Here is a 13,957-nt window from a genome sequence, read left to right on the forward strand (position 1 = left end):
TTCCGCCAATCGGGGTGATTTGCCGCGTCGACCGGAGCGCGGCGGTGCCTGCGTCGGCCGGGCGGCTGGGTTGGCTGCGGGGGCGGGTGGCCGGCAGCGGCGCGCTGGTCGTCAGCGCCGCCGCGGTGGGTCAAGGCTCTTCGCGATGTGAAACTGTCCTACGCCCGGCCGAGTGACCACACTGGACGTGATGAGGTTAGATCTCCCCCTACAGGGTGACGAGGTGGGGGCTGGCCACCTTGAACTGGTTTGTTCCGGGAAGGGGAGGTCCCATGGCGAGCTCCACGAGCGAGCGGCTGCGCGCCGCGGCCGACGCGCTGGACAAGGCCACGGCCGACGCCGACCAGGCGGCCGGCCGCTTCGCCGAGGCGCGCCTGGAGTCGACGCCGTTCGGCATCTCCGCGCCCGCGCGCGAGCTTGCCGCGCGCTGGGAAGCCGCGTTGGCCGCACGCGACGTCGACGCTCGCGTCCTCGGTGACGCCACGTCCGACCTCGCCGGCCGCCTGCGCATGGCGGCGGGCGGGCACGCGGAGAAGATCCGCCCCGCGGTGGCGACGGCGCTGTTCACCTGATGCCCTTCCTGCACCCGGCCCTGGAGAAAGCCGCCGCGACCCTCGAGCCGCTGCGGAAGGCCGGCGCGCGCCTCGGCGCCCCGGATCCCGTGGCCGCGCTGCAGCAGATCGACTGCTCGCCCCCCGCCATCCGCGAGTCGGCTCGCACCCTTTCGGCCGGCCGCGACGTCCTGGTCACCGCGAGGCTGGCGTTCGAAAGCGGCGCCCACCGCGCGGAACGCCGCTGGGGCGGCGAGCCCGCCGCCCTCTTCCGCACCCGCGCCGACGAGCTCGACGTGCACTACCGGCAGGCCGCCGAAGCCGCCGCCCGCACCGCCGCCGTCGGTCTGGACTTGGCCGATCTGCTGGACCGGCTCGCAGCGGAGACGGCCGCTCAAGTCACTTGCGTCGCGGGGTCAGCCGAGGCGTCCGCGGTGGCGGTCCTGGCGGGGGACCGCTCGGCCGAAGCAGTGCAACCGGTGATCGAGGCGTGCGCGGCAGTGGTGCGGGCCGTGGAAACCGGGGTGTCGACGATCATGGAGACGATCTCGTTCCTGGAGCCCTTCGGCACGCCGGTCCTACCGTTCGACTGAGGTTCCCGGGATCCGACGGACCCGGGCCCTGGCAACGAACGCCCCCAGGATTGGCTGCGCTGCCGACAGCTCGACCCGAACGCAACTATCGGATTTGTCTTTCGAAGACACCCATTGTGTACACGATGACCGACCTGTTCGGCGGCTACGCCACGCCGTACTCGTCGGGAAAGTGCCGGTTGGCGAACCTGATCATCACCCCGGGATCTTCCTGACATCGGACCACGACCTGGAGCAATTCGGCTGATTCATCGTATTCGAGGCTCACTGGCCGGATCGTAGACATTGTCCGGGCTATCACGCGAAAATTTCTTAGCACGCAGCCGACCGTCGGCCACCACGGCGCGGCCGTGACGGCATGAGCCTTGAACCCGACGAGATAACTACCCGCATCGGGGACCGCGACAAACCGTTGTCGGACAAGACAATGGCACGGATCGAGGCCGGGTTGCGGAAGTTCACGGCCGCGCCTCAGATCGTCACCGCCGGCGGGTCCTGGAACGACGCTACCCAGCCCGCCGACATCCCGTTGCGGACACTCACCACGCGCGAAGCGAACGCGCTGCTCGTGCCCATGGAAGGCCGTGAGGGCAAGCACGCCGCGTCCACCGGGGTGCCGATGCGGACCCAGACCGCGCGGCACGAGACCGCCCTGGTGGTGCCCTACTACTCGACCCTCGTCGCGCACCCCGTCGATACCCGGCCGACGATGAGCGAGAGGACGACGACGTTCCCAAGGTGTCCTGGTGCCCGCCTACCGGGTACATCTGAGACCAGATAGCAGAACGCCGGGCGCCCCTTCACGGGTCACCCGGCGTTCTGCCTGGTAAGAGCGGTGGCGGTGGGATTTGAACCCACGGACGGGATTAACCGTCACACGATTTCGAGTCGTGCTCCTTCGGCCGCTCGGACACGCCACCGCCGAGAACAATACCGGAGGCTGAAGGTACGGCGTCGGCGGGGTGGCGGCGGGTGGCGAAGTACGTCTCGAGCAGCGCGGCGCACTCCGGGGCCAGCACGCCGCCGTGGACTTCGGGGCGGTGGTTGAGGCGGCGGTCGCGCACGACGTCCCACAGGGACGACACGGCGCCGGTCTTGGGTTCCCACGCACCGAAGACCAGGCGGGAGATGCGGGCGAGCACCAGGGCGCCCGCGCACATCGTGCAGGGTTCCAACGTCACGGCGAGCGTGCAGCCCTCCAGGCGCCAGCCGTCGCCGTGGACGCGGGCCGCCGCGCGCAGGGCGAGGATCTCCGCGTGGGCGGTGGGGTCGCCGAGCTCGACGCGGGCGTTGCGGGCCGCGGCGAGGAGCCTTCCGTCAGGGCCGAACACCACGGCGCCGATGGGCACATCGGCGCCTGGACCGCGCGCGGCTTCGAGCGCCGCCTGCACGGCTTCGGTGTCGGCCGGGCGTCTCAGAGCTCGTCCAGCAGTTTCGAGAACTCGGCCGCGAAGCCGCAGCGCTGGGCGATCATCTGGAGCTGCTCGTCGGGGTAGAGATCCACCTCTCCGACGATAACTTCAAGCTCGCCGCCCGGCAGTCCGAGATCGGCGAGGATGTCGAGATCGCCTTCGGGCCAGACGGCGTCGTCGTCCTCGTCGGGTGGGTCGACACGCAGGACGTCGAGCACGTCCGCGGCGATGTCGTAGTCGAGCGCCGCCGCGGCGTCCGACAGCAGCAGCGACGGCCCCCGCGGGCTCGGGCGCACGATCACGAAGAACTCGTCGTCCACCGCCAGCAGCCCGAACGCCGCGCCGGTCGAGCGGAGTTTTCCCAGCTCGGTGATCGCCGCGTCGAGCTCCGTGAGCGCCGCGGGATCGAGCGCACTGCACCGCCACCGACCGTCTTCTCGGACCACTGCCATCGCGAAGCCCGTGACCGGCTCTTGCACCGCCATGCGCACACCGTATTCCGCCGTCGATGCGAGCGCACGCACGGTGCACCCGAAGCGTCCGTGGTGCCACTATCGAGCCATGACCGGACCCACCGACCTGCCGACTCTCCCGGACACCCGCCTCGACGGGCTGCTCGACGCCGCGCGGGAGCTGCAGGACCGCACCGTCTCGTTGCGCCGCGTCCTGCACCGCCGGCCGGAGCGAGGGCTCCAGCTGCCCCGGACGCAGGAAGCCATCCGGTCGGCCTTGGCCGACCTGCCTCTTTCCGTGACCGAAGGCCGCGCCACGACGTCGCTCACCGCCGTGCTGCGTGGTGCACGCCCGGGCCCGGCCGTGCTGCTGCGCGGGGACATGGACGCGCTGCCGCTGCACGAGGACACCGGCCTCGAGTTCTCCTCCGAGGTCGACGACTCCATGCACGCCTGCGGGCACGACACCCACGTCGCCATGCTCGCCTCGGCCGCCCGCCTGCTGGCCTCGCGGGTGGATTCGCTGGCCGGCTCCGTGGTCTTCATGTTCCAGCCCGGCGAGGAAGGCCACCACGGCGCGCGCTTCATGATCCACGAGGGCGTGCTCGACGCCGCCGGCCCGCGCGTCTCGCGCGCCTTCGGCCTCCACATCATGCCCAACACGCCCACCGGCCTCCTCCAGGTCCGCGGCGGCGCGATGATGGCCTCCGCCGACAGCTTCCGCGTCGAGGTCACCGGCCGCGGCGGCCACGGGTCCGCCCCGCAGGACGCCCTCGACCCCGTCCCCGCGGCGGCCGCGATGGTCGGCGCCCTGCAGACGATGGTCACCCGCCGCATCGGCGTCTTCGACCCCGCAGTGATCTCCGTGACCCGCATCGAGGCCGGCACGACCACGAACATCATCCCCGAGACCGCCGTGCTCGAAGGGACCATTCGCACCCTGTCGGAAGCCACGCGCGCCGTGGTCCGGACCGAGCTGCCGCGCGTCTGCGAGTCCATCGGCGCGGCCCACGGGTGCCGCGTCTTGGCCGACATAGACCCGGGCTATCCGCCGACCGTGAACGACTCCGGGGTGGCCGCCGAGGTACTGGCCCTGGGCGCGACGGTACTGGGCGAGGAGAATGTCCAGGAGATCCCGCACCCGATCATGGGGGCGGAGGATTTTTCGTATGTCCTGCAACGTGTTCCGGGGGCGTTCGCGTTCCTCGGGGCCTGCCCGCCGGGAGTGTCGCCCTCGGACGCTCCGGCGAACCATTCGAACCGGGTGGTGTTCGACGAGTCCGCGATGCCGGCCGGCGTGGCGATGTATGCGGCGTTCGCGTTGAATGCTTTGCGAGGCTGAGGGGCTCCGGTCGCGCGTTTCACCACGCGAACGGAGCGGTCGCGGCGGTTCCTGAGCGCGAACGGTCCCCTCGCCACAGCCACGGCGACGCGAGGAGACCGCTCGTGGCGTCGGGGCCGGTACGAAGCGACCACTCGCTCCGGCTGTTGTGGCACGAAAGGTCCCCTCGCCAACGCTCGCTGCGCCGCGACGGGACCGCTCGCGCTCGATCGACGGCGCGAACGGTCCAGTCGCGTCGCAGCCAGCGCGCGAGTGGACCGGTCGCGCCTGGATGCTGTGCGCAAAAAGCCCGGTCGCGCCCGTGCGCTGCGCACGAGTGGACCGGTCGCGCCTGGATGCTGTGCGCGAAAGGCCCGGTCGCACCAGCACGCTGCGCACGAAAGGTCCAGTCGCGTCGCAGTCACCGCGCGAGCGGTCCGGCCGCACCCGCAGGCTGTGCGCGAAAGGCCCGATCGCACTCTCGCGCTGCGCGAAAGGTCAGTCGCGTCGCAACCGCCGCGCGAGCGGTCCGGCCGCCCCCGCAGCCTGCGCGCCAAAGGCCCGATCGCACTTTCGCGCTGCGCGAAAGGTCAGTCGCGTCGCAGTCACCGCGCGAGTGGTCCGGTCACACCTCGATGCTGCGCGAAAGGTCCGCTCGCACCCGCACGCTGTGCACGAAAGGTCCACTCACGCCGCAACCGGCGCGCGAGCGGTCCAGTCAGGCCTGAACGCTGGGCGCGGGCAGTCCGGTTCGCGCGCTCAGGCTGTGAGAAAGGCCCAGTCAAGCTCGAGTTCGGCGCGGGGGGACCGTTCGCCCAGCGAACCGTCCCCCCGCGCAGCCACGTCAAGCCGTCCGGCTCGGCTGTCCGTTCTCCAGGTGCCCGGTGAACCGCCGGTGCCACTCCGGGTGCCCGACGAGCGACAGCCGCACGTCGTACCAGCCGGAATTTGTCAGCCAGCGCGTCGATGCCGACGGTGCGCGAACCGTGCGAGCCCACGACAAAACCGGGACGGCCGTTCATCGTCAACGTCGCCGAGCGGGACAATGAATTCGTCACTTCGAGCTGGAAAACCGGGTGCGCGGCCGGCCCCGAAATGGCAGCCTCGACCTCTACTCAAGCGGTCGACGAATCCCCGGAATCCTCCACCACAAATTCATTCGGCCCATGAACAGAAACGTCACAAGAACCATAAAAGCAATCTTCCCAGAGGCCGAACCACCACCGGAAACGTCGAGCCGCTGCGAAACCCCACCAGCATGATAAGCGTAAGAAGCCAACTGCCATCCAGCCGCCCCGTGGTACGTCGCCCGCAGCGCCAGCGACCCCGCGCCCACCGAAACAACAGCCACCGGCTGATACGGCAGCGCCCGCGCCGGAGCCGTCCAGCGTTCCTCTTCCGGCATCGTCTGCTGTCCCGTCACCGGGGCGCCGGCTTGGGTAGCTTCGTCTGCGTCCGGGTCCGCTTCGGCGCGCAACGCTGTCGCGTCCGGCAGCACGGGGACCGAAACGACCTTCTGCAAGAAGTCGAAGTAGCTCGTCAGGTCACCGCAGATCTCGCGGCGCCACGCGGTGGCAATTAAACAACAGCGTTGATTTAATAGGCGACATGACGACCGAAACCGAGCTCATCCAGGAGCTCCTCGAGCAGGAGAGCCGGCTGGTGTTCCCCCGGTTCGACAACGAGACCGCCCTCGCGCTCGGCCAGCACCTGCTCGCCGCGGCGCGCGAACGCGCCCTGCCCGTCACCATCTCCGTGCGCAGAAACGGACAGCGGTTGTTCCACGCCGCACTTCCAGGAACATCGGCCGACAACGACGCGTGGATCGATCGCAAGAGCCGCGTCGTCGACCGCTACGGGCACAGCTCGTTCCTCGTCGGCACGCAGTTCCGCGCGAAGGGCAGCAGCTTCGAGGCCGACTCCCGCCTCGACCCCGACCTCTACGCGGCCCACGGCGGTGTGTTCCCGGTGCTGGTCAAGGACGTCGGGCCGATCGGCACGGTCGGTGTCTCGGGCCTGCCGCAGGCCGACGACCACGCGTTCGTGGTCGAGCAGCTCGCCGCGTTCCTCGCCGGCTGAAAAACTCCGCACAAAAACCGGTAGCCCGCGCACAAGAAGTTGTCGATTCGGCCCATCCCTCGTTCGACGGTTCACCACACACCCGACGAACGAGGGAGACGACCGATGGGCAAGCTGACCGTCACGGCGTTCCTGACCCTGGACGGCGTGGTGCGCGGACCGGGTCACGTCGACGCGCAGATGGGCGCGGCCCTGGCCCGCTGGCAACGCCGCGCGTCGGCGTTCCTGCAGGTCAGGGACGTCGCCGACTACTGCCCGAGCTCCGGTGACCTGCCCCGGCACGTCGTCACCGGCGACCTCGCCACCGAGGTCCGCCGGTTGAAGACGCGCTACGACGGCGAGCTGCAGCTCCACGCCAGCGGCAGCCTCGTGGCCGAGCTGGACGACCTCGTCGACGAGTACCGCCTGCTCGTCTTCCCCGTCGTCCTCGGTGAAGGCCACCCGTTGTTCCCCGCCGGCGCCCACCCGCTCGCACTGCGTCCCCTGTCGACGAGCGCGACGAGCACCGGCGTCGTCATCCAGGAGTACGCCGCCGCTGGCGCGCCGACGTTCGGGTCGATGGCATGACCACGCTCACCGCCACCACCTTCGTCTCCCTCGACGGCGTGGTGCAGGGCCCGGGCACGCCCACCGAAGACCCGCGCGGCGGCTTCGACCTCGGTGGCTGGCTCACGCCGTACTACGACGCGGTGATGGCCGAGTACACCGCCGACTGGTTCTCGCGCGCCGACGCGTTCCTGCTCGGACGCCGCACGTACGAGATCTTCGCGGGCTATTGGCCCTCGGTCGGCGGCTCCGACCCGGTGGCGGGTCCGCTCAACTCCCTCCCGAAGTACGTCGCCTCGCGCACGCTCACACGCTCGTCGTGGCGGGGCACCGCGTTCCTGCACGACGACGCCGTGCGGGCCGTGACCGAGCTCAAGGCCGAGCCCGGACGCGAGCTGCAGGTGCACGGCAGTGGCAATCTGCTCCAGACGCTGATGGCCGCCGGCCTGGTGGACGAGCACCGCGTGTGGGTGTTCCCGGTTGTGCTGGGAAAGGGACAACGGCTGTTCCCGCCGGGAACACCGCGCCGGTCACTGCGGCTCGTCGAGCACCGCACGACCGGCAAGGGCGTCTCCGTGCAGGTCTACCGGACCGTCCGACCCGAAGATCAGGACGCTTGACCCAACACCCCGTGCTACCCTCTTTGCCGACACATCATATATCAGATCGGACACACCAGTGGCGTTCGAACAGCAGAAACGGCGACTGGCAGGCGTCGTCGCGATTCCCGTGACGCCGTTCAACGGGAGCGGCGGGGTCGAGGCGGAGACGTACGGCCGGCTCGTCGAGCGTCTGGTGACCAGCGGCGTCGAGGTGGTCACGCCCAACGGCAACACCGGCGAGTTCTACGCGCTGGACGAGCACGAGACCCGGCTGTGCGTCGAGGTCACCGTGAAGGCGGCGCGGGAAGCGAGCGTGCTGGCCGGCGTCGGGCACGACGTGCGCACGGCCGTGAAGGCGGCGCGGCACGCGCGCGACACCGGTGCCGACCTGGTGATGATCCACCAGCCGGTGCACCCGTACGTCTCGCGTGAGGGCTGGATCGAGTACCACCGCGCGATCGCGTCGACCGTGCCGGAGGTGGGCGTGGTGCTGTACGTGCGCAACCCCGATATCGGCGGTGAAGAGCTCGCGCGCCTCGCCGACGCGGCGCCGAATGTGATCGGTGTGAAGTACGCGGTCTCAGATCCGGTGCGTTTTGCGACAGTTTCGCGTGACGCCGGCCTCGAACGGTTCGTGTGGATCGCGGGGCTGGCCGAACTTTCGGCGCCGGCTTATTTCGCCGTGGGTGCGCAGGGGTTCACGTCAGGGCTGGTGAACGTCGCGCCGCACATGTCGCTCGATCTGTTCGCCCGGCTGTGCGAAGGCGATTTCGCCGGTGCCATGCGGCTGTGGGAGCTGGTCCGGCCGTTCGAACAGCTGCGCGCGGCCGAACACAACGCCAACAACGTGAGCGTCGTCAAGGACGCGTTGTCGCAACTCGGCCTGTGCCGGCCCGACGTGCGCCCGCCGAGCCGGCTGCTGACCGCGGCGGAGCGCGAGCAGATTTTCAGCCTGCTGTCGTCGTGGGGACTTTCGTAAAGTTTCTCGACGCCGGTGGGAATTGCCTTCGCAAGCCAAGGGTGAGAGGGTGGGTAGAGGCCGCGGTGCCACCGCGGCCAGGCCCCAGCGCCCTTCTCCCGGACTGGACCCGGACCCGTCGTGGCCGGAAACCGTCGCTGGACAAGCGATTCGCCTGAACCAGAGCGGTGCTGGCATGACTTCGTCCTCAACTTTCGACACCACAGAACCGTCCACCGGAAGCGATTTCGCCGAACTTTCCCGGTTGGTCAAAGCCGCCGGCCTCCTGAAGCGCCGTCGCGTGGCCTACGGCATCCGCATCGGCCTCAACCTCGCCGCCTTCGCGGGTGGCTGGGTGGCGTTCGCGTTCCTCGGAGACTCGTGGTGGCAGCTTTTCCTCGCTGCCTTCTTCGCGATGATGTTCGCGCAGCTGGCCTTCATCGGCCACGACGCCGGGCACAAGCAGATCTTCTCCAGCCGCAAGGCCAACGACGCCACCGGACTCGTCCACGGTGGACTCACCGGGCTCAGCTACGGCTGGTGGATCGCCTCCCACAACCGCCACCACGCCAACCCGAACCACGAGGACGAGGATCCCGACGTCGACATCGCCGCGCTCGCGTTCTCGCGTGCGCAGAGCCATGATAAGCGCGGGTTTCTGCGCTGGGTGGCGAAGTACCAGGCGTTCTTGTTCTTCCCGCTGCTGCTGCTCGAAGGCCTCAACCTGCATGTGTCGAGTGTTCGCGCCGTGTGGGCGGGTGACATGCGCCGGCACAAACTCGAGTCGGCGTTGCTGATCGGGCACCTGGTGGCGTACCTGGCCGCGGTGTTCATCGTGTTGTCACCGCTGACGGGTCTGGTGTTCATTGTCGTACACCAGTTCCTGTGGGGGCTGTACATGGGATGTTCGTTCGCGCCCAACCACAAGGGCATGGAAATGCTCACGGCGGGCCACAAGCTCGACTTCCTGCGAAAGCAGGTGCTGACGTCGCGCAACATCCGCGGTGGCGCCGTCGTCGACTTCGCCCTCGGCGGCCTCAACTACCAGATCGAGCACCACCTCTTCCCGAGCATGGCCCGCGGGAACCTCAAGCACGCGCAGGTGATCGTGCGCGAGTTCTGCGCCCGCCGCGGGATTTCCTACGCCCAGTGCGGCTGGGCGCGCTCCTACGGTTACGTGCTCGAACACCTCCACTCCGTCGGCGCTCCCCTGCGCGAGCGCACGCCGGAGCCGGCCACGTCATGACCGCCGCCGAACACGACACGCCGACCGAGGTCCGGCCCGAGACATCCTGCCCCAGCTGCCCGCACCCGCTCGAGGAACACGACGTGATCGCCCGCAGGTACTGCGCGGCGACCGCTGTCGGCCACACCGAGCGCGGCTGCGTCTGCGGCGCCGCGAAAAAAGCCGAACACCGAGGACGATGATGACTGCCACTGCCCTGCCGAGCCGGTACGAGACCCGGGTCGAGCGCGTGAAGAAGATCGTGCTGGACAACACCGAGCTCTCCGACGAAAAAGCCCGTGAGCTGGCCGTGCAGATGGTGCACGCGCTGGACACTGTTCCGGAGAAGATGCGCTGACCGGACGAACCCGAGCGTCGGCGCCGCGAACGAGATCGCGGTGCCGCGCCTCGAGTTCCCGCGCCGGACGCTGACCAGCGTTACCCGAGTGGCAATGCTTGCGAGAAATCGAACAGCTCGAACACCACCGGTGAGAACGTCGTCACTTCAGCGACCTTCCCGCGCGCGATTCGCAACACGTTGAGCCCGAACGCCCGGAACTCACCGTCGAGCCGGACGTAGGTCGCGAGCGCCGGGAGGCCGTTGGCCCGCGTCGCCAGCACGTGAAAAGCGACGGCGTCCGGGCCGCGCAGCGCCGGCGCCCAGCCTTCGAGCACGGTCTCGCGGCCCGCGTACCAAACCGGCTCCGCGCCGACGTGCCCGCCGGCACCCGGGGCGTGGCTGCAGCGGACGTCTTCGCGCAGCAGCGAGGCGAACGCCTCTTCGTCGTGATCCACCAACGCCGCCATGTACCGAGCCACCACAGCGCGTTCCTCGTCGCTGCCCTCGGCAGACCAGTCCGTGCGCTGCGCCGGCAGGTGCTCCTTCAGCGCCGCACGCGCCTGCAGCACGGCGGTGTTGATCGACGCCGGCGTCGTCTCGAGCGCGGCCGCCGTCTCGCGGGCCGACCAGCCGAGCACGTCACGCAGCACCACCGCCGCACGACGCCGTGGGGACAGGTGCTGGATCGCCGCGAGGAACGCCAGCTCCACCGTTTCGCGCGCGACCACCTCGCCGAGCACGTCATCGGGTACCGGCTGCAGCCACGGCACCGCGACGTCGGGCCGCGGTGCCAGGTCGGAACCGCGCGCCGCCGGCAAGTCGAGCACGGGCAGCTCACGTGGGTGCCCGGCGAGGTGATCCAGGCACGCGTTCGTCGCGATGCGGTACAGCCAGGCGCGCAGGCCGGCGCGGCCGTCGTAGGTGCCGCGGCCGCGCCACGCGCGCAGCAGCGTCTCCTGCACCAGATCCTCGGCCTCGTCGAAAGAACCCAGCAGCCGGTAGCAGTGCACCCGCAGCTCGTGGCGGTGCGTCTCGGTTTCGGTCGCGAAGTCCGTCATCTCTTCAACCATGTCCCATGAGACCGGCCGTGGCGGGAAAAATCGACTCTTCGCAGGTCAACGCGAATGTGGCCGAAGTTACTCGCACGTTAAGAACGTGTCAGCGCCGCCGGGCGGAGCGTCAGGGTGGTGTTCACGGCCGGAGCGAATCGAACACCACCGCAGTGTGCTGACGGTGTCCGAATTCGCCCATCGCCTGGAGGTCACCGTGACACTCAGCGAGCTCCTCCCCAGCCTCGGTTGTGAGGTCGCCGACCATCTCGAGCCGGAACTCTGGCCGCGCAGCACCTGCCTCGGCGAAGGCGGTGAGCTGATCTTCGCGGGTGCTCCCGTGAGCCACCTGGCCAACCGGTTCGGCACCCCGGCGTACCTCATCGACGAGGCACAGGTGCGCGACACCGCGCGCGCCTACCGCCGCGTCCTGCCCGAGGCAGAAGTGGCCTTCGCGAGCAAGGCGCTGTGTACGCGCGCCGTGCTGCGCTGGGTGGCCGAGGAGGGTCTGTCGCTGGACACGTGTTCGGCTGGCGAGCTCGCCGTCGCGCGGTCCGTCGGCTTCCCCACTGAGCGCATCCTGTTGCACGGCAACGCGAAAACCCCCGAAGACCTCAAGGCCGCGCTGGAATACGGCGTGCGCCGCATCGTGCTCGACTCACTCGACGAGATCGAGCAGCTCGGCGCGCTGGCCCACGGCGCACAGCAGGTGATGATCCGCGTGACGCCCGGCGTCTCCGGTGGCACGCACGCGGCGATCACCACCGGCACCGAAGGGCAGAAGTTCGGCTTCTCGCTGCGCCCGGACGTCCGCGACAATGTGGACCGCGCCGTCGCCGCCGTGCTCGCGCAGCCCGGGCTCAGGCTGGTCGGGCTCCACTGCCACATCGGCTCGCAGGTCTCCCGCGTCGACCGGTACGAGGAGGCCGCGCGGCGGATGGTGGACGTGCTGGTGCGCGTGCGTGACCAGTACGGCGTCACCCTGCGCGAGCTGGACCTCGGCGGCGGCCACGCCGTGCCGTACCTCGATCGCCAGGCGTCGTTCGACCTCGACGGCTACGCGCGGCGGTTGCGCGTGGCCCTGGCGTACGAATGCTCATCGCACGCCTTTCCCTTGCCCCGCTTGACGATCGAGCCCGGCCGCGCGATCGTCGGCCCCGCCGGGATCACGGTGTACCGGGTGTGCGCGGTGAAGCGCGGCAGCCGGACGTTCGTCGCGGTCGACGGCGGCATGAGCGACAACGCGCGTCCCGCCCTGTACGGCGCCCGCTACACCGCGCGCCTCGTCGGCCGGCACACGAAGGCCGCGCGCACGCCGATGACCGTGGTCGGCCGCCACTGCGAGTCGGGTGACGTGCTGGCCGACGATGTCTGCCTGCCCGACGACGTCCACGCCGGCGACCTGCTGGCCGTGCCGTGCACCGGGGCGTACCACCACTCGCTGGCTTCGAACTACAACCTCGTGGGCCGTCCGCCGCTCATCGGCGTGCGCAACGGCTTTGCGAAGCTGCTCGTGCCACGCGAAACCGAGGAGGACCTGCTGCGGCGCTGCTGAACGTTGCCGGTGGCCGGCCTTCAGCCCCAGGTCAGTAACCGGTAGTGCAGCCCCGTCGTCGACTCCTGCCACGCGCCCGTGGAGTCCGGCGGCCGCCCGACCTCGGGCGCGTACGTGTCGCCCTCGAAGTGCTCCTGGATCTCGGTGACCACGATCCGGTCCGCGAACGGCAGTGCCGCCCGGTACACCGCTTCGCCGCCCATCACCCACACGTCGCCAGGCACCGCGGCGAGCGCCCGCGACAGGTCCGGGAAAGTCTCGACGCCGTCCTGCTCAGTGCTCGACAACACGAGGTTGCGCCTGCCGGGCAACGGCCGGAACCTGGGCGGCAGCGACTCCCACGTGCGGCGGCCCATCAGCACGGTCGCGCCCGAGGTCAACGCGCGGAAGTGCTTCATGTCCTCCGGCAGCTGCCACGGCAGCGCACCATCGCGACCGATCACGCCGTTGGCCGACTGCGCCCAAACCAGCCCGATCACACCGCCACCGGTGCCTTGATGCCGGGATGGGGGTCGTAGCCGTCGACCGAGATGTGCGCGTAGGTGTAGTCGAACAGGCTGGCGGCCGGCTTCAGGCTCAGCGTCGGGAACGGCCGCGCGTCGCGCGCGAGCTGCGTGCGGACCTGGTCGACGTGGTTGTCGTAGATGTGGCAGTCGCCACCGGTCCACACGAAATCGCCGACGCGCAGGCCCACCTGCTCGGCGATCATGTGCGTGAGCAGGGCGTAGCTGGCGATGTTGAACGGCACGCCGAGGAACAGGTCGGCGCTGCGCTGGTAGAGCTGGCAGGACAGCTCGCCGTCGGCCACGTAGAACTGGAAGAACGCGTGGCACGGCGGCAGCGCCATCCGCGGGATGTCGGCGACGTTCCACGCGGACACGATGATCCGCCGTGAATCGGGGTTCTCGCGCAGCGTCTTGAGCACTTCGCTGATCTGGTCGACGTGCCCGCCGTCCGGGGTCGGCCACGAGCGCCACTGGACGCCGTAGACCGGACCGAGGTCGCCCTCGGGGGAGGCCCACTCGTCCCAGATCGTGACGCCGTTGTCCTGCAGCCAGGAGACGTTGGAGTCGCCGCGCAGGAACCACAGCAGCTCGTAGGCGATCGAGCGGAAGTGGACCTTCTTGGTCGTGACCAGCGGAAACCCGTCGGCCAGCCGGTAGCGCAGCTGGTGCCCGAAAATCGACCGCGTGCCGGTACCGGTGCGGTCCTGCTTGCGGGCGCCCGTGTCGAGCACGTGGCGGAGCAGGTCTTCGTACTGTGTGTCCGGCATG

The 13,957-nt window shown here is 69.7% G+C and carries 17 protein-coding genes, 1 tRNA gene and 1 pseudogene; 12 read left to right on the forward strand and 7 right to left on the reverse strand.

Going from position 1 to position 13,957, the window contains the following annotated elements; all coding sequences use genetic code 11:
* The first annotated feature begins 272 nt into the window (after positions 1-272).
* From AB0F91_RS25875 to AB0F91_RS25885, 3 genes are all read left to right on the forward strand, one after another.
* Positions 273-572, forward strand: coding sequence for a hypothetical protein (locus tag AB0F91_RS25875; RefSeq protein ID WP_360601306.1), 300 nt, complete (start codon positions 273-275; stop codon positions 570-572).
* Positions 572-1,144: a hypothetical protein gene (locus AB0F91_RS25880; protein ID WP_360601308.1), complete on the forward strand. Its 573-nt coding sequence runs from the start codon at positions 572-574 to the stop codon at positions 1,142-1,144. Before AB0F91_RS25875 ends, AB0F91_RS25880 begins: the two co-directional genes overlap by 1 nt.
* A 358-nt stretch (positions 1,145-1,502) precedes the next feature.
* Positions 1,503-1,925, forward strand: a complete 423-nt coding sequence (locus tag AB0F91_RS25885; RefSeq protein WP_360601310.1) for a hypothetical protein — start codon at positions 1,503-1,505, stop codon at positions 1,923-1,925.
* A 52-nt stretch (positions 1,926-1,977) separates the two neighbouring features.
* Here AB0F91_RS25885 and AB0F91_RS25890 read toward each other — a convergent pair.
* From AB0F91_RS25890 to AB0F91_RS25900, 3 genes and pseudogenes are all read right to left on the reverse strand, one after another.
* A tRNA-Ser gene (locus AB0F91_RS25890) sits at positions 1,978-2,064 on the reverse strand.
* Positions 2,065-2,109: 45 nt separating this feature from the next.
* Positions 2,110-2,535 (reverse strand): annotated as a pseudogene (locus AB0F91_RS25895) (nucleoside deaminase); the annotation flags it as partial.
* Between the two features lie 23 nt (positions 2,536-2,558).
* Complete coding sequence (locus AB0F91_RS25900) at positions 2,559-3,041, reverse strand: tRNA adenosine deaminase-associated protein (protein ID WP_354864834.1); 483 nt, start codon at positions 3,039-3,041, stop codon at positions 2,559-2,561.
* 76 nt (positions 3,042-3,117) lie between these two features.
* Here AB0F91_RS25900 and AB0F91_RS25905 point away from each other — a divergent pair, with 76 nt between their 5' ends.
* On the forward strand, positions 3,118-4,350 hold the full coding sequence (locus tag AB0F91_RS25905) for a M20 family metallopeptidase (RefSeq protein ID WP_360601312.1): 1,233 nt from the start codon (positions 3,118-3,120) through the stop codon (positions 4,348-4,350).
* A gap of 1,090 nt (positions 4,351-5,440) precedes the next feature.
* On the opposite strand, the gene AB0F91_RS25910 is transcribed toward AB0F91_RS25905, so the two are convergent.
* Positions 5,441-5,851 (reverse strand): hypothetical protein, encoded by a 411-nt coding sequence (locus AB0F91_RS25910; protein ID WP_360601314.1) that lies wholly within the window; start codon positions 5,849-5,851, stop codon positions 5,441-5,443.
* 86 nt (positions 5,852-5,937) lie between these two features.
* On the opposite strand from AB0F91_RS25910, the gene AB0F91_RS25915 reads away from it, so the two are divergent.
* The 7 genes from AB0F91_RS25915 (at position 5,938) to AB0F91_RS25945 (ending at position 10,097) form a co-directional block, all read left to right on the forward strand.
* On the forward strand, positions 5,938-6,408 hold the full coding sequence (locus AB0F91_RS25915) for a heme-degrading domain-containing protein (protein WP_360601316.1): 471 nt from the start codon (positions 5,938-5,940) through the stop codon (positions 6,406-6,408).
* Positions 6,409-6,513: 105 nt separating this feature from the next.
* The gene (locus AB0F91_RS25920; RefSeq protein WP_360601317.1) at positions 6,514-6,975 is read left to right on the forward strand and encodes a dihydrofolate reductase family protein; all 462 of its coding nucleotides are present in this window, start codon (positions 6,514-6,516) and stop codon (positions 6,973-6,975) included.
* The gene (locus tag AB0F91_RS25925; RefSeq protein WP_360601319.1) at positions 6,972-7,574 is read left to right on the forward strand and encodes a dihydrofolate reductase family protein; all 603 of its coding nucleotides are present in this window, start codon (positions 6,972-6,974) and stop codon (positions 7,572-7,574) included. Before AB0F91_RS25920 ends, AB0F91_RS25925 begins: the two co-directional genes overlap by 4 nt.
* Before the next feature lie 58 nt (positions 7,575-7,632).
* Positions 7,633-8,535, forward strand: a complete 903-nt coding sequence (locus AB0F91_RS25930; RefSeq protein ID WP_360601321.1) for a dihydrodipicolinate synthase family protein — start codon at positions 7,633-7,635, stop codon at positions 8,533-8,535.
* Between the two features lie 175 nt (positions 8,536-8,710).
* On the forward strand, positions 8,711-9,760 hold the full coding sequence (locus tag AB0F91_RS25935) for an acyl-CoA desaturase (RefSeq protein ID WP_360601323.1): 1,050 nt from the start codon (positions 8,711-8,713) through the stop codon (positions 9,758-9,760).
* Positions 9,757-9,942, forward strand: coding sequence for an RGCVC family protein (locus AB0F91_RS25940; protein WP_360601325.1), 186 nt, complete (start codon positions 9,757-9,759; stop codon positions 9,940-9,942). Before AB0F91_RS25935 ends, AB0F91_RS25940 begins: the two co-directional genes overlap by 4 nt.
* Complete coding sequence (locus tag AB0F91_RS25945; protein ID WP_360601327.1) at positions 9,942-10,097, forward strand: DUF6307 family protein; 156 nt, start codon at positions 9,942-9,944, stop codon at positions 10,095-10,097. Before AB0F91_RS25940 ends, AB0F91_RS25945 begins: the two co-directional genes overlap by 1 nt.
* A gap of 80 nt (positions 10,098-10,177) precedes the next feature.
* On the opposite strand, the gene AB0F91_RS25950 is transcribed toward AB0F91_RS25945, so the two are convergent.
* A complete protein-coding gene (locus AB0F91_RS25950) occupies positions 10,178-11,137 on the reverse strand; it encodes an RNA polymerase subunit sigma-70 (RefSeq protein ID WP_360601329.1) in 960 nt (319 codons plus the stop codon).
* 208 nt (positions 11,138-11,345) lie between these two features.
* Between AB0F91_RS25950 and lysA the strand changes: the two genes are divergently transcribed.
* Positions 11,346-12,683 (forward strand): diaminopimelate decarboxylase, encoded by a 1,338-nt coding sequence (gene lysA, locus AB0F91_RS25955; protein ID WP_360601409.1) that lies wholly within the window; start codon positions 11,346-11,348, stop codon positions 12,681-12,683.
* Between the two features lie 20 nt (positions 12,684-12,703).
* On the opposite strand, the gene AB0F91_RS25960 is transcribed toward lysA, so the two are convergent.
* Both AB0F91_RS25960 and AB0F91_RS25965 read right to left on the reverse strand, forming a co-directional pair.
* Entirely contained in the window at positions 12,704-13,162 is a 459-nt protein-coding gene (locus AB0F91_RS25960) for a dihydrofolate reductase (protein WP_360601331.1), read from the reverse strand.
* Positions 13,159-13,956: a thymidylate synthase gene (locus tag AB0F91_RS25965; RefSeq protein ID WP_360601333.1), complete on the reverse strand. Its 798-nt coding sequence runs from the start codon at positions 13,954-13,956 to the stop codon at positions 13,159-13,161. The genes AB0F91_RS25960 and AB0F91_RS25965 overlap by 4 nt, the downstream gene beginning before the upstream one ends.
* Between the last annotated feature and the right edge of the window lies 1 nt (position 13,957).

This window comes from Amycolatopsis sp. NPDC023774 (assembly GCF_040639695.1).
Taxonomy (GTDB): domain Bacteria; phylum Actinomycetota; class Actinomycetes; order Mycobacteriales; family Pseudonocardiaceae; genus Amycolatopsis.

Bases quoted from the DNA above. Each gene is read 5' to 3' on its own strand.
- AB0F91_RS25950 (WP_360601329.1), bottom strand. From the start codon at position 11,137: ATGACGGACTTCGCGACCGAAACCGAGACGCACCGCCACGAGCTGCGG.
- AB0F91_RS25945 (WP_360601327.1), top strand. From the start codon at position 9,942: ATGACTGCCACTGCCCTGCCGAGCCGGTACGAGACCCGGGTCGAGCGC.
- AB0F91_RS25940 (WP_360601325.1), top strand. From the start codon at position 9,757: ATGACCGCCGCCGAACACGACACGCCGACCGAGGTCCGGCCCGAGACA.
- AB0F91_RS25925 (WP_360601319.1), top strand. From the start codon at position 6,972: ATGACCACGCTCACCGCCACCACCTTCGTCTCCCTCGACGGCGTGGTG.
- AB0F91_RS25915 (WP_360601316.1), top strand. From the start codon at position 5,938: ATGACGACCGAAACCGAGCTCATCCAGGAGCTCCTCGAGCAGGAGAGC.
- AB0F91_RS25880 (WP_360601308.1), top strand. From the start codon at position 572: ATGCCCTTCCTGCACCCGGCCCTGGAGAAAGCCGCCGCGACCCTCGAG.
- AB0F91_RS25905 (WP_360601312.1), top strand. From the start codon at position 3,118: ATGACCGGACCCACCGACCTGCCGACTCTCCCGGACACCCGCCTCGAC.
- AB0F91_RS25900 (WP_354864834.1), bottom strand. From the start codon at position 3,041: ATGGCGGTGCAAGAGCCGGTCACGGGCTTCGCGATGGCAGTGGTCCGA.
- AB0F91_RS25920 (WP_360601317.1), top strand. From the start codon at position 6,514: ATGGGCAAGCTGACCGTCACGGCGTTCCTGACCCTGGACGGCGTGGTG.
- AB0F91_RS25875 (WP_360601306.1), top strand. From the start codon at position 273: ATGGCGAGCTCCACGAGCGAGCGGCTGCGCGCCGCGGCCGACGCGCTG.
- AB0F91_RS25935 (WP_360601323.1), top strand. From the start codon at position 8,711: ATGACTTCGTCCTCAACTTTCGACACCACAGAACCGTCCACCGGAAGC.
- AB0F91_RS25965 (WP_360601333.1), bottom strand. From the start codon at position 13,956: ATGCCGGACACACAGTACGAAGACCTGCTCCGCCACGTGCTCGACACG.
- AB0F91_RS25885 (WP_360601310.1), top strand. From the start codon at position 1,503: ATGAGCCTTGAACCCGACGAGATAACTACCCGCATCGGGGACCGCGAC.